Annotated in this window: 12 protein-coding genes; 4 read left to right on the forward strand and 8 right to left on the reverse strand. The window is 70.8% G+C overall.

All coding sequences use genetic code 11. The annotated features are described in order from the left end of the window. Positions 1-111 precede the first annotated feature (111 nt). The gene (locus ACYVOO_RS30475; protein ID WP_461018950.1) at positions 112-1,200 is read left to right on the forward strand and encodes a hypothetical protein; all 1,089 of its coding nucleotides are present in this window, start codon (positions 112-114) and stop codon (positions 1,198-1,200) included. A gap of 180 nt (positions 1,201-1,380) precedes the next feature. Further along, positions 1,381-1,611 (forward strand): DUF397 domain-containing protein, encoded by a 231-nt coding sequence (locus ACYVOO_RS30480; RefSeq protein WP_453349938.1) that lies wholly within the window; start codon positions 1,381-1,383, stop codon positions 1,609-1,611. A gap of 110 nt (positions 1,612-1,721) precedes the next feature. On the opposite strand, the gene ACYVOO_RS30485 is transcribed toward ACYVOO_RS30480, so the two are convergent. From ACYVOO_RS30485 to eccB, 7 genes are all read right to left on the reverse strand, one after another. Further along, the gene (locus ACYVOO_RS30485) at positions 1,722-2,027 is read right to left on the reverse strand and encodes a WXG100 family type VII secretion target (RefSeq protein ID WP_453349937.1); all 306 of its coding nucleotides are present in this window, start codon (positions 2,025-2,027) and stop codon (positions 1,722-1,724) included. Between the two features lie 79 nt (positions 2,028-2,106). Continuing rightward, entirely contained in the window at positions 2,107-2,478 is a 372-nt protein-coding gene (locus ACYVOO_RS30490) for a WXG100 family type VII secretion target (protein WP_453349936.1), read from the reverse strand. Positions 2,479-2,542: 64 nt separating this feature from the next. Beyond that, on the reverse strand, positions 2,543-3,775 hold the full coding sequence (locus ACYVOO_RS30495; protein ID WP_461018971.1) for a S8 family serine peptidase: 1,233 nt from the start codon (positions 3,773-3,775) through the stop codon (positions 2,543-2,545). A gap of 17 nt (positions 3,776-3,792) precedes the next feature. After that, the gene (locus tag ACYVOO_RS30500; RefSeq protein ID WP_461018951.1) at positions 3,793-5,487 is read right to left on the reverse strand and encodes a WXG100 family type VII secretion target; all 1,695 of its coding nucleotides are present in this window, start codon (positions 5,485-5,487) and stop codon (positions 3,793-3,795) included. Positions 5,488-5,508: 21 nt separating this feature from the next. Then, positions 5,509-6,018, reverse strand: coding sequence for a hypothetical protein (locus tag ACYVOO_RS30505; RefSeq protein WP_461018952.1), 510 nt, complete (start codon positions 6,016-6,018; stop codon positions 5,509-5,511). Between the two features lie 415 nt (positions 6,019-6,433). After that, positions 6,434-7,789, reverse strand: a complete 1,356-nt coding sequence (gene mycP, locus ACYVOO_RS30510) for a type VII secretion-associated serine protease mycosin (RefSeq protein ID WP_461018953.1) — start codon at positions 7,787-7,789, stop codon at positions 6,434-6,436. 24 nt (positions 7,790-7,813) lie between these two features. Further along, positions 7,814-9,349: a type VII secretion protein EccB gene (gene eccB / locus ACYVOO_RS30515; RefSeq protein WP_461018954.1), complete on the reverse strand. Its 1,536-nt coding sequence runs from the start codon at positions 9,347-9,349 to the stop codon at positions 7,814-7,816. Positions 9,350-9,536: 187 nt separating this feature from the next. On the opposite strand from eccB, the gene eccE reads away from it, so the two are divergent. Both eccE and ACYVOO_RS30525 read left to right on the forward strand, forming a co-directional pair. Beyond that, positions 9,537-10,868: a type VII secretion protein EccE gene (eccE, locus tag ACYVOO_RS30520; RefSeq protein WP_461018955.1), complete on the forward strand. Its 1,332-nt coding sequence runs from the start codon at positions 9,537-9,539 to the stop codon at positions 10,866-10,868. Continuing rightward, positions 10,868-11,578, forward strand: coding sequence for a hypothetical protein (locus ACYVOO_RS30525; RefSeq protein WP_461018956.1), 711 nt, complete (start codon positions 10,868-10,870; stop codon positions 11,576-11,578). The genes eccE and ACYVOO_RS30525 overlap by 1 nt, the downstream gene beginning before the upstream one ends. Positions 11,579-11,684: 106 nt before the next feature. On the opposite strand, the gene ACYVOO_RS30530 is transcribed toward ACYVOO_RS30525, so the two are convergent. Continuing rightward, entirely contained in the window at positions 11,685-13,310 is a 1,626-nt protein-coding gene (locus ACYVOO_RS30530; RefSeq protein ID WP_461018957.1) for an outer membrane protein assembly factor BamB family protein, read from the reverse strand. Positions 13,311-13,415: the final 105 nt, after the last annotated feature.

Below are 13,415 nucleotides of genomic sequence, written 5' to 3' on the forward strand. Positions count from 1 at the left end.
CGTACGGGCCGCTGAGCCCGTACGGACCCCCTCCCCCGTGACCCCGGGCCCGGGCGGAACAGGCCCGGGGCCCGCATGGATCAGAGAGCACACGGAACAGAGAGCAACAGCATGCGCATGGCACGTCGCACCGTCTCCCGAACCGTCCTCGTCGCCGTGTGCGCGCTCGCGGTCGTCGCCGGGTTCCTCGTCTACCGGTGGTGGAACGACCCGCTCGACGACGCCTGCGGTGGCAGCCTCTCGACGGTCCTCGTCCCCGACGCGCTCGGCGGCGACGAGGCGACGGCGCAGTCGGCCGACGAAGGCGGCGAGGGCGCCATGGCCCGGTGCCGGGTGCGGAACACCGCCTCGCCCGACGAGGACTCCTTCACCCTCGACATCCGCAGGGTGGAGCGGGCGGGCGACGAGGGTGCCCTGCTGCCCGCGCGCACGTCGCTGTACCACGCGACGGACGCCGTCGGGCCGCTCGGGGACGACTGGTCAGGCACGACGAGCCGCCGCGGCTCCCAGCTCCGCGCGGCCGTCACCGTGCCGTGCGGGGACGAGAACAGCGACGCCGACGACCTGCTCGTCAGCGGCCTCCTCGTCCGCGTGGACTCCGTCAGCCCCCGGGAGGCTCGCGCCGCCTTCACCCGCCTTACCGCGGACACGGCGCAGAACGCCGCCGAGAAGTACGGCTGTCCGGCGCCGGACGCGAAGGAGGCGACACGTCTCACGCAGATCCCCGCCGACCCCCTCTCCACGAAGCCGCGCCCACTCGACGGAGCCACCGGCACCTGCGCGGCGCTCCGTCCGCTCGCCGAGCGTGCCAGGGAAGCCGGTGTGCCGAGCGCCCTGGAGGCGCCGACCCACGGGCGGGCGCCCGCCGAGGACTGCTACCTCGCCGAGGACGATTCGGCCGGGTCGCCCGGCTACCGCGTCTCCGCGCTGTACGGCCCGTACGCGCGGATCCTGCGCGCCTCGGACGGCAGCGCGGTGAGCGAGGACGCGGGCACCACGGAGAAGAACCACCTGGCGTGGGCCAGCGCGAAGTGCGAGGGCAGCTCGGAGCGCGCGCTGTTCGTCCTCTGGGGCATCCGCGCCACGGGCGGCGGCACGGTGGCGGAGCACCCCTCCCCCGCGTTCGAGAAGGACGCGCTCACGGCGTTCGCGAAGCGGTCGGCCGAGGCGCACGGCTGCTCGGACCTGCGTCTGCCGTGAGGAGGCGAGGCGGTGCGGGGCCGGGGAGGGTGCGGGGGCCGAGGGGCGGTTCCCGTGCGTCCCCGTACACCCGTACGAGCGACGTGGGCCCGCTCGCGGAAACATCATCAGCCCGCGTGAGTAGGCTCGTTCCACAGCAGTCCGACACCCGTACCCACCACTCCGGAAGGAACTCCGCACATGGGCAGTGAGCAGGAGAAGAACGAGCTGTACGCCATGGACATCTCCGGCGTCACCTGGGAGAGCGCTCCCGGTGGCCCGGAGGACGAGAAGGTCGAGATCGCCCACCTGCCGGGCGGCGGAGTGGCCATGCGCAACTCCAAGGACCCGGAGACGGTGCTGCGTTACACGGCGGCGGAGTGGAACGCGTTCGTCCTGGGCGCGCGGGACGGCGAGTTCGACCTCAAGTAGGCGTGCGCGTCGGCCGACCGCCCGCAGGCAGAGCAAGCGGGCACAGCAAGGGGTGAGCACCTCCCGCGCGTGCTCACCCCGTCGCTAGCCGTGGATCTAGCTGTGGATCTTCAGCCGCCGAACATCTGAGCGGCCTTCTTGTCCGTCGCGCTGTAGTCGCCGCTGGCCACCCTGACCTCGGCGGCGATGCTCAGCAGAACGTTGTGCAGGTGGTCGGCCTTCTGGTCCCAGGTGTGCTGGACGCGGTCGTAGGCCTCCTTGGCCTCGCCCTGCCAGACGTCGGCAACCTGACGGACCCAGCCCTGGATCTCCTCGAGATCACCGCGGAGCTGGTTGCCCTGCTGCTGGATGCTCGCAGCGGCCTGCTCCAGGCTGCCGTAGGTGACGACAAGCTGGTTCGGGTCTCCGGTGGTCATGTGAACTCCTCAATTCATGCTGCGGGTTGAACGGCGGGGACGGAGTGCGGAGTGTCGTCGACGGCAACTCCGCACGGCATCAGTACTGGCTCAGCTTCGAGGCGAGCGAACCCTGGGTGGTGTCCGGGCCGCCCGAGGAGGCGAGACCGCCCTCGACCGAGATGCCCTGCATCCGGCGCCGCACCTCGTCCTCAGTGTTGCCGCTGAGGGTGCGGGTGTCGTGGATCGAGTTCTTGAAGCCGTTGAGCATGTTGCGGAGCGAGGTGATGTCCTCGTTGACCTCGCGCTGCTTACGGTTGAACTCGCCGGCGCCGATGCCCTTCCACTGGCCTTCCAGGTTGTCGATGGACTCGTTCAGCCTCTTCACCTGCTTGGTGATGGAGTCGAACTTCTGCTCCAGACGGTCCTCAAGCTGCTTGAGGTCAACACCGTTTACCTTCTGCTGTCCCATGGCTTCCTTCCCTTGTGCGTGAGCAGAGCCTGCGGCTCATCAACTGATGTGACGTGTTGGTACGTCATCCGCGACGAGCCCGCACGAATGCGAACGCGCCGCCCCCGAGAACGACTACCGCGGCTCCTACACCGAGGATCGTCCAAAGCTGGCTGCTGTCGTCCGACGAGGCGGAGTCTTCCACCTTCACCTTGTCAGCCGCATTGTCTTTCTTGGAATCCGAGGCGCCGCCCGGGGCGGAGGACTCGGACGTGCCGCCCTCACCGGTGAGCGGGTTTTCTCCCGGGTCACCCGGATCGCCCTCGTTCTCCAGAACGGACATACGCGGGCGGACTTCTCCGTATCCCAGATACTTGCTGGGGATCTTGCCGGTCTTGGGCTTCGCTGCCGTGTCGATCATGACCCGCAGCACCTGGTTGGCGGTCCAGTCCGGATGCTTGGACCAGATCAGGGCGGCGGAAGCGGAGGCGATGGCGGACGCCTGGCTGGTTCCCTCGCCACCGTCGCAGTAGCCCTTGAAGTCGCCGTCGCACCACCGCGGAATGTCCTGTCCCGGGGCCACAAGAGTCACGTCCTGGCCGTAATTCGAGAACTTCGCCACCTTGCCGGCTTCGTCCGTGGCTCCTACTCCCACGACTTCCTTGTAAGCGGCGGGATAGTTCCTCTTGTTCTTACCCTGCGCCTCGTTGCCGGTCGAGGCGAACATGAGCTTGCCCTTGCGGGCCGCGTATTTGATGGCAGCCTCGTCATCAGGGGTGAAATAATCACCTCCGAGGGACAGGTTGATAATCTTCGCGTCACTGTCAGCGGCCGCGCGAATCGCCTTGTGACCCGTGGACGACTTATCGGTCCCCTCCATACCCTCAAGCGCCGTACGGAAGGGGATGATTTCGGCTTCCGGGGCCATTCCCTTTATTCCGTCACCACGCCCAGTTCCGGCAATCAATTCCGCCATCGTGGTGCCGTGCCCGAGAGGGTCTTTCGTCTCGCTGCCAGGAGCCCCGGACAAGTCCTTACCCTGAAGTACCTGACCGCGAAGGGAAGCGGTCGAAGAATTCACACCGCTGTCCACGACCGCGACCTTGACGCCCTCGCCCGTGCTGACCTTCCAGATCTTCTCGGCCTGCATCGCGTCCAGGTACCACTGCTGGGAACGGGCGTCCTCAGCGACGGCAGCCGGAGCCGCTCCGGCCAAACACACGGTCCACGCGCCCACCGCGGCCAACGCGGGGACCAGGCGACGCCGCATCACACGCGACGTCACCGTCCGCCCGGCCGGACTCTTCACTGCCGTCATCTCTTCACTCACCTGGGCTACTCGATCACGGGGGGAACGGTACCGCGCCGCCCGTTGGTCCACGTCTCTTCGTCCTCGGTCAGGTAGTCAGGGCGCTCGGCGTCCTCGCGCTCCCGCTCCCGCCCGGACTCCTTCTTCCCGCGCGGTGCCGCCCCGGCCGACTGCCCCTTGCCGCTCTCGCCCCTCACCAGACCGGAACCACCTTGGGTGAACTGACGGCCCTGCGCCGAGGCGCCGGAACGCGGATTGCCGACGACGCCACCGGGGCCAGAACCGAGCTTCCGGCCAGTGCCGCCGCTGGCGCCACGTCCCGTCGTCGAAGACTGCTCACCGCCGACGACCGTTCCCCGAGGAATGCGAGGCCCCTTGGCCGTAGGCCCGGAACGGCTCGGCGTGCCGCCGACGACCGGCCCGGAACGGCCCGCAGGACGCGGGGACGCAGTGGAACCCGGCCGTCCGACAGGCTGTCCGGCACCTGATGTCCCCGCACGCCCCATGGGCGACTGGCCTGTGGGACCAGTCGGCCGCCCCGCAGGAGTCTGTCCCGTGGGACGTCCCACGGGCGACTGCCCGGTGGGGCCGGTGGGTCGGCCCACCGGATTCGCCGGTCCTGTCGGACGGCCCGTCGGGCCCGCGCTCTTGGCCACCGGCCTCGGCGTACCGGAGATCCCGGGCGTCTTGCCAGCCCCACGCGGCGGCATCGCATTCGGCACGCCGGGAACGGGCCCCGTGACCGGCGGCGCCGAAGTCGTCGGCGGCGAAGTCGTCGGCGTGGTCGGGGCATGATCGGCTACCGGAGGCGGCAGAGTCTTGGCGCTGTCGATATCGGTGCTGACCGAGTTGTCCGGGGCGACCGGAGTCACCGATGGCTGATGCGGAGTGGGCGCGTCGGGCCGTACGGCCGGGGTGTCCGAGGAGTCCGGCGCCACGGCTGCCACGTTCCCGCCCGCACCACCGGCAAGGGGCGTGTCGCTTTCGCTTCCGCCGTTTCCCCACCTACCGCTTTCAGGCCGCGGCTGCGGAACCCCCACACTCGGCATCGCCTCGAACACCGGCATCTTCTGCGCCGCCATCGTGTCGTAGGACACCTGGTAGTACGAGCTGAGCTTGTTCATCTGCGCGATGGCCTCTTGTCGGTCCTCCTCGCGCTTCTTGCCCTCCGGCGTCTTCGTGTCGGCCATGCCCGGGTTGCCGTCCACGCGGGCCGGGAAGGGGACGTCGCCGATCGCGGTGCCCTTGCCGTTGTCGCGCGGGGGCATCGAGCTCTGGACCGTGGCCAGGCCGACGCCCGCCGCCTTGATCTGGGTGGCCGCGGTGCCCGCGAAGTCGCCCAGGTCCAGGGTGTTCTGGGCGAGCTTCTTGCCCCACTCGCGGAACGCGTTGCCGGACTCGCCCTCCCACTCGACGGTGCCGATGTGGGTGATCAGTTCGTTGCCCGCCTTCTTGATCTCCCTGGCCGCGTCCCACAGCGCGTCGCCCGCCGCCTCCAGATCGCTCGGCTTCGCGCTCTCGACGAGGTCGACCATGTCGTTGAGGTGGCGGTTCTCGAAGTCCGTCTTGCCGATGGTGCCGGAGCCGAAGAAGCTCGACATGATCCGGCGGACATCGGTCAGAGCCAACTGCGGAGCGACGATCGGCTCCTCCGGCAGCTCTTCCTCGCCACCGGTCGGCGTCTGGCCCTCGCCGCCCTGGTCCCCGTTGCCTTTACCCATGGGACTGTCTCCCTTCCCCCGTCAACGGCCTTCGATCTCGTCGCCTTCGCCCCTCGGCTGCGAATCGGGCTTCCCCTTGCCCTTGTCGTCGCCGGGCTTGCCGTGGTCCTGCGCGTCGCGTTCGCGACGCTGGCGCTCTTCCTCGGCGCGCTCGTGCGTGCGCGTCTGGATCTCCCAGAAGCGACGCCTGACGTCGTCGTCCAGGTTCCCGAAACCGACGTGCGCCCCGTGCACCGCGATACCCACGGCCTCGATCTGATCGCCGAGGGTCTGGGAAAGGGAAGTGAGGGCCTCGTGCACCTCGTTGTACTTCCTGAAGAGGCCGTCGGCCTCTTCAAAGGGAGTCGCACCGCCGCTCAGGGAACTCCTGGGAATCTGCTGGCCCGCGACCGCGTTCTTGGCCGCCGGGGAATTCTCAAGATCCTTCAGAATGCCGTCGATACGTTTCTTGAAAGTCAGCAGCGAGTCCGGGACTTTGATCCCTTTACCCTGCGGCGCGGAACCGCCGCCCCCTTCTGCCGGCCTGCCCACGGCACTCCCCCTCCACCCGTTGCGATCTTCGCACTCTGCGATCTTCGTGGTCTCGCGCTGCTCAATGACGTCTACTGACACTCTAGCCACTGGGTACGACTGTTCCAACTGCAAACCGAAGCCCGTGACTTGCCCCACGGGACGCCTCCGTACGGCAAATCAAAGCGACTCGCGTTGTCAAGCGGCGGTCTGCAACAGGAGAGATTCATCCTGTCGACAGCATCGCCGCGATCGCCTTCCGCGCCCCTTGACCGCCCCGTCGAGTGGGTGAATTGCCCCGCTTCCCCGTGCCCGTGTAAGGGTTCTGTGATGATTACCCGTCCCGCTCGGAGTTGTTGATTCCGGGACTATTTCCCATTCCCCTCGCCCCGGAACCTCACCACTGGCCCTCACCACTGGCCCTCACCGCTGGCCTTCACGCCACGCCCGTACGCCCCGCGGCCCGCCCCGTACGCCGCCGCCAGTCCCGGTAGACGACGGAGCCGCCGCCGACCACCCCGACCAGCACGAGGCCGCCCACGACCACGTATGTGCCGATGCGCTCGTTGCGTTCCTGCTCGGTCTCGCCGAGCTGGAGCCTGGCCGGAGTCGGGGCCTCCGCCTTCGCGACGCCCTCGCGCGCGACCGGCTGGCTGACCGGGTGGTCGTCCTCCGTGAGCGCCCGCACCGGGTCCACGACGCCCCAGCCGACCAGCCGGTCGTGTCCCGCGATCGAGCGCTCGGCGGTCTGCTGGAGCTGGGCGACGACCTGGTCGTTCGTCCAGGTCGGGTGCTTGGAGCGGACGAGCGCCGCGACGCCCGCGACGTACGGCGCCGAGAAACTCGTCCCGTTGTCCGCGCAGTGGCCGCCCGAGGGGACCGTGGAGACCATGTCGACGCCCGGGGCCGCGATGCCCACGAAGTCGCCGGACTGGGAGAAGGGGGCGCGCTCGTTGTTGCGGTCCGAGGAGGCGACGGCCAGGACGCCGGGGTACGAGGCCGGGTAGGTCTCCTTGACCGCGCCGCCCAGCCCGTCGTTGCCCGCCGAGGCGACGATGACGCGGTCCTTCGCGAGCGCCGCGTCGACCGCGCGCCGCAGGTCGGACTCCGGCTTGAGCGCCTGGGCCGTGTCCTGCGAGATGTTGATGATGTCGGCGCCCGCGCTCACGGCGTAGTCGATGGACGTGGCGAGCGTGGCCGCCGTGCCGCTGCCGTTCTCGTCGTTCTGCTGGATCGGGATGATCTTCGCCTCCGGCGCCAGCCCGACGAAGCCGGTGTCCTTCGCCGGGCGCGCGGCGATGATGCCCGCCACCTTGGTGCCGTGGCCGACGCGGTCCGTCGTGCCGTTGGCCTTGCCCAGCTTCGGCTTCTCGCCGAACTTGTCCTTCTTCGGCTTCAGGAACCGCTTGCCCTTGCCTGTGTCGACGGCGTCCGTGAGCTGCTTGTTCTTGATGTCCACGCCCGTGTCGATGACGGCGACGCTGACGCCCTCGCCCTTGCTCTCCGCCCAGAGCTGGTCCAGGAGGACCCGCTGGAGGGACCAGGGCCTGCCCGAGTAGGGCTTCGAGGGGAACTCGCACTGGGTGGTCGTGTCGGCGGCGGCCGGTGACGCCGTCACGACGGCCAGCCCCGGCACGGCGACCGCCGTGACGGCCAGGACCGCCGTCCCCCTGCGGACCCTGCTGAGCCGGCGGCGGATGCGCGCGGTGTACGGCAACGCGGTGTAGGGCAACGCGGTGTACGACGGCGCGGCGTACGGCCGCCCGTTACGCGGCGGCACGGTGTACGGCATGTTCTTCGTCCTCCCCCGGACCTCTCAGGAACCCTGCGGCTGCTTGGCGCTGCCCGTCGACAGGCGCGGGCCCGTCGGCAGGAACTGCGACCAGGCCGCGGGGATCGGCGCGGGCGTCACCTCCGCGTAGCCGAGCCGCGCCGGGGCGCCGCCCTCCTGCTGCTTCCGCGCCTTCTCCTCGGCGGACTCCTTCTTGCCGTCGGAGCCGATCTCGGACTCGTCCTTGTCGGTGTCGTCGTTGGTCTGCATCGCGTAGCGCAGTCCGGTGTCCGTGACGAGGAACAGGCCGCCGTCCTTGGCCGCCGTGCCCTGGATCTGGCGGAAGAGCTGGCCCGACCCTGGGGTGACGTAGGCGCTGGTGGAGCCGGTGGGGAGCGTCGCGGGGAAGCTCTCGCCGGCCCAGGTGCTGAGGGTGGCGCCGCCCTTCTCGCCGACGTCGCGCAGCACGTTGCAGAAGGTGTTCCTGCCGTCCGTGTCGGCGTTCTCCGGGTTGACGCTGGTGCTCTGCTCCCTGGGCCAGTCCTCCGTACCGCCGAACTCCTTCTCGGTCGGCGAGAAGGCGCCGAAGCTGACCTGCGTGGCCTCGCCGTTCTGGCCGAGGTCCAGGAGCTGCTCGCTGCTGAGGAGGAGCTGCGCGGTGAAGTCGGAGACGGGCATCACGCCGCCCCGCACGACGACGTAGTAGTGCATCTGGCCGCTGGAGCGCGCCTTGAGCACGGCGCCGACGCGGTTGGTCTGGTCGTCGAGCTGGCCGCCGGGCACGTTGGCGGGGTCGTTCGGGGTGCCGCCGACCTCCGGGAAGAAGATCGGGTCCCCCGTCTTGAGGGTGGCCAGCCACTGTCCGGAGACGCGCTGCGGCTTCTTGTTGACGCCGACGACGGCGCCCAGCAGCTTCTGGTCGTTCTCTATGGGGTACTTCTTGCCGGCCTTGTCGACCACGTACAGCTTGTCGCCCGGGCCCTCCACGTACATCAGCTCGCCGCCGCGCAGCCGGTTCTTCCCCTCGACCTTGTCCTTCTCGCGGTCCGCGAAGACGAAGGCGGCCTTCTGGACCGCGCGGGTGCTGCCGCCGGGGCGCTCGCAGACGGCCCAGGTCTTCTCGCTCTCCGCCTCCGCCTTGTCGGGCAGCCGGTCGGGCGCGTACGGGATGCCGATGGTGGCGCCGTGCGGCAGCTTGCCGCTGTCGAGGATCTTCTCGTCGACCTTGACGACCTGGCCCTTGCTCGGGTCGAGGAGGAGCTTGGCCGAGGCGAGGTTGAGCACCGGGTGGAGCTGCTTCTTCCCGTTGGTCTTCAGCACGACGTAGCGCGTGGTCGAGTCGCTGCCGATGATGACCTTCTCCTTCGCGGTGTCCCAGCCCTTCGGAGCCGTGGGCTTGAACATCCCCCACGCGCCGAAGCCCGCCAGGATGACCACCGCGATCACCATGCCGGGCACCACGGCGCGCACGGGGCGCGGGGCGCCCTCCTCCGTCCCCGTGGGCGAGGGCTGGAGGAACTGAGCGACCAGGCGCTTCTTCGCGAAGGTGTAGGCGTTGAGTTCGTCCCGCCGTGATGCCATGTGTTAAGTGCCTCTCCCCGCTGACCCGTTCCCGGTGCCGTCGAACACCGCGATCTGATGCCGTGTGCCGGACCGGACCCCTACTATGCCGGTTGACGATCCCTCTCCGCTGCTCCGGTAGGGTGATCGCCCGGCCAGCGCCCCTTGACCAGTGGGGCGAATACGGACATGAGGGGGCTTTGCGGCGATGGGAACTGCAACGCGCGCCCGGGGTGCCGCAGCCGCCTCAGCGGGGGGCCGGAGCGGGAACGGCTCCGGTAGCGGATCGAACGCGGTGCGGCCCCGTACGCCCGCCTCCACGATGCTGCGGACGGAATCGCTGACGAGCCGCGTCGGACCGTTCCAGTTGCAACAACTCGTGCTGATCGAGCTGGCGTTGGCGGTCCTGGTGGTCGCCGCGGCCATCGACAAGCTGATGCTCGCGCCCGCCGTCGTCGTCGCCGTCGCACTGGTGCTGCTGGCGCTGATGCGCCGCCACCAGCGGTCGGTCAGGGACTGGCTGTCCACGCTGCTGGCGCTGCGCGCCCGCAAGCGGCTGGCCGCGGCCCCGCTGCGGGAACGTGTGGACGCGAGCCTCGCGCCCGCCGTGGAGGCGGTGCCCGGGCTGCGGACGTACGCGTTCCTCGACCGCGACCGGCGCACCATCGGAATGCTCGGCGACGGCAGCTTCCTGACCGCCGTGGTGCGGGTGGAGGCCGGGGTGAGCGCGCTGCGGCCCGCGTTCGGCGCGCGGGCGCTGCCGCTGGGGCTGCTGCACGAGGCGCTGGACGTGGACGGGATCGCGCTGGAGTCGGTGCAGATCGTGCAGCACGTGCAGCCGGCGCCCGCGCCGCACCTGCCCGAGCAGTCGGTAGCGCGGCGCAGCTACGGCCCGCTCCAGGAGCAGACGGGGTCGCCCGCGCTGCGGCTGACCTGGGTGGCGCTCAAGCTGGACCCAGAGTTGTGCTCCGAGGCGGTCAAGGCGCGCGGCGGCGGGCTGGAGGGCGCGCAGCGCTGTCTCGTACGGGCCGCCGACCAGCTCGCGAGCCGCGTCACGGGCGCGGGCTTCCGCGCGACGGTGCTGAACGAGGACGAGCTGATCTCGGCCGTGGCGACGTCGGCCTGTGTGAACCCGATGGCGACGGCGCGCGCGAGCCAGCCGGACGCCCCGCCCACGCGCCGCACCCAGGAGACCCCGCGCGCCTGGCGCTGCGACGACCGCTGGCACACGACCTACGCGGTGGGCCGCTGGCCGGAGCTGGGCCGTGCGGCGACGCCGCTGCCGCGGCTGGTGTCGCGGCTGACGTCGATGCCGACGCTGACGACCACCTTCAGCCTGACCGTGGGCCGCGGCGCGCGGCGCCAGTCGCTCTCCGTCAGCGGCCATGTGCGGGTCACGGGGCGCACGGACGCCGAACTGAGCGGTGCGCGGCGCCAGTTGGAGCGCGACGCGCGCTCCGCGAAGGTCGGCCTCGTACGACTCGACCGCGAGCAGCTTCCCGGCGCGCTCGCGACGCTGCCGCTGGGAGGAACCCGCTGATGGCGAACGGTATGAGTCTGATGCAGGGCCTGCGGGGCCCGCGCCGCGCGGGCCACTCGCTGCCCGCCGACCACCTGAGCGCGCTCTCGCTGCCCATCGGGGACGACGGTGTGGTCGTCGGCAACGACGCGGAGGGACGCCCGCAGGTGGTGGGCTTCCACCACCCCGTCCCCTACGACGTGGTCCTCATCGGCGGTCTGTGGACGGCCCAGGTGCTGGCGTTGCGCACGGCGGGCACGGGTGCGCGGGTGGTCGTCGAGACGGGCCGCGCGCAGGTGTGGACGAACCTGGTGCAGGCCGCGGGCGCGGGCCAGGAGTGCATCACGCTGCACGACGTGGGCCAGGTGCCGCCGATGGGCCCGACGGTGGGCAGCCCGGTGCTGGTCGTGCGCGACTGCGGGATGCGCCCGCCGCGCGGCCGGGTCGCGTCCTCGGCGTGGCAGTCGGTGCTGACGCTGCTGCCGTATCTGAGCCCGGTGGCGCCGCGTCTGGTGCGCAACTCGGCGCTCGTCGGCGTCCAGCGCGTCTCGCCGGACGAGGCCCGCCAGATCGGCCGGATCATGCAGTTGCCGCAGCGGGACGTCGAGGCGCTGTCCACGCTCGGCGACGGCGTGACGCTGTGGTGCACGCGGCGCGACCGGCAGTACGCGCTGACGCAGCCGACGGACGCGGAGTCGGGGCTGCTGGGGACGGCGCGCAGGCTCGACTGAGCGGGACGGGGGGCCGTGAGGCCGTCCCGTACGGAATGGGAGGAGGGGCCCCGCGGTGTCGCGGGGCCCCTCCTCGTATGTGCCGCGGTGTGCCGCCGCGCGGCGGTCACTCGTAAGCGGTGATGATCATCTCCTCGCTGCCGCCCAGCGATTCGCTGACGATGAAGAACTGGCCCCGGTCGAGGTAGACGGGCAGCGGGGTGCCCGGCGCGTAGGTGCGGCGCTCGGTGTCGCTGTCGCTGTCGGGGTGCCGCTGGTAGACGGACCTGGCGCCGGTGTCGGGATCGAAGCGGATGAGCTGGCCGCCGCTCTCGGCGGTGGCCTCGGCATAGACGATGACGTTGCCGCCGTCGACGTCCACCGGGATGCCGGAGCGCTTGGGCCCCGTGGTCTTCGACCACTCGACGCGGCCGGTGGCGAGGCTGTAGGCCACGATCTTGTTCTCCGCCCACTCGGCGTCGCCGCCGCTGCGCGCGTCCTCGGTCGGGAGGTACACCATGTCGTTGGTGATCACGGTGTCGGAGCAGCCGTCGCCGCCGTAGCCGCAGCCGGGCACGTGCTTGAGGTTCGGCACCCCGTCCTTGGACCTGGGGCCGCTCTTGAGCAGCGGGATACCGGCGCGGCGCTTGCCGCTGTCGCTGAGCGAGACGAACTCGGTGACCACGTACTCCTTGCCCGTCGCCAGCCCCAGCACCAGGGGCGAGGTGGAGGCGAACACCTCGACGCGCTTGTTCGCCGGGACCCGCCAGCTCCACTTGGTGGCGCCGTCGGCCGGGGACAGCTCCCGCACCCGCGAGGTGGAGCCGGTACCGGTGCCGGAACCGTCCGTGCGCTGGAGGGTGGTGAGCAGCCGTCCTTCGCCGCCCACCAGGTGGCCCCAGGCCCAGCCCTTCGGCAGGTTCCTGGTCCAGCGCCGCTCGCCGTCGGCGGCGTTCAGCGCGGTGAGGCGGCCGTCGAGGGCGACGTAGAGCGTGTCCTTGACCCGCGTGTGGGTGGACCAGGTGACCGGCTCGCCGTCCGCGTACTCGTCGGGCAGCGTCCTGGTCCACACGCGCCGGTGCTCGGAGAGGTCGATGAGCGTGAGCTTGTCGCAGACCTTGCCGCTCTTGTACGTCACCGCGAGGGTGCCGCCGCTCGGCGGCACGCGGTCGCCGCAGATGTCGCCCGGCAGGGTCACCTCGCCGAGGACCTTCCCGTCGTCGCGCGCGTACGTCTTGACCTGCTTGATCTCGGCCTTGATGACGGCCTTCTCCGTGAACCAGGTGCCCCTGGCGTCCGAGGCGACGTGGTCCTTGATCTTGCCCTTGGGCGCGGGGGCCTGCCAGGCCATGGCGCTCGTCTTCTTGTGGCTGTGCTCGGGCGGGGCGCTCTGCTCGACGCGGTCCTCACCGCTCCCGCCCCCGCTGCCGCCGCCAGGGCCGACCGTGAACCAGAGCCCGCCGCCGCCCAGGCCGAGGGCCAGCACCAGCACGCCCGCGAGCAGCGCCGTCCGCCGCCCCTTGCGCCCGCCGCCGCCCGACGGGTCCGGGGGCATCGTCGGCGGACCCGGCGGAACGGGCGGAACCGGCTGGCCCTGGTGGGGGAAGGGCGGCGGGTACGGCGGGGGCTGCTGGCCCGCGTACGGGTTGGGCCGGCCAGGCTGGCCGGGCGGCTGGCTGTACGGGTTGGGCCCCTGCGGTCCTGGCTGCCACGGGGGCGGGTTGTAGGGGCCGTGGCTCGGCGGCTGCGACATCCGTCTCTCGTTCTCCGTAAGGTCCGGTCCGGTGTCCGGTGCTCCGGACGGTGCGTGGCGCGTGCAGGGGGCGGGTGCGCGGGTGGCCCGCCCGAGGGAGGCGGG

The organism is Streptomyces daliensis (assembly GCF_054782395.1).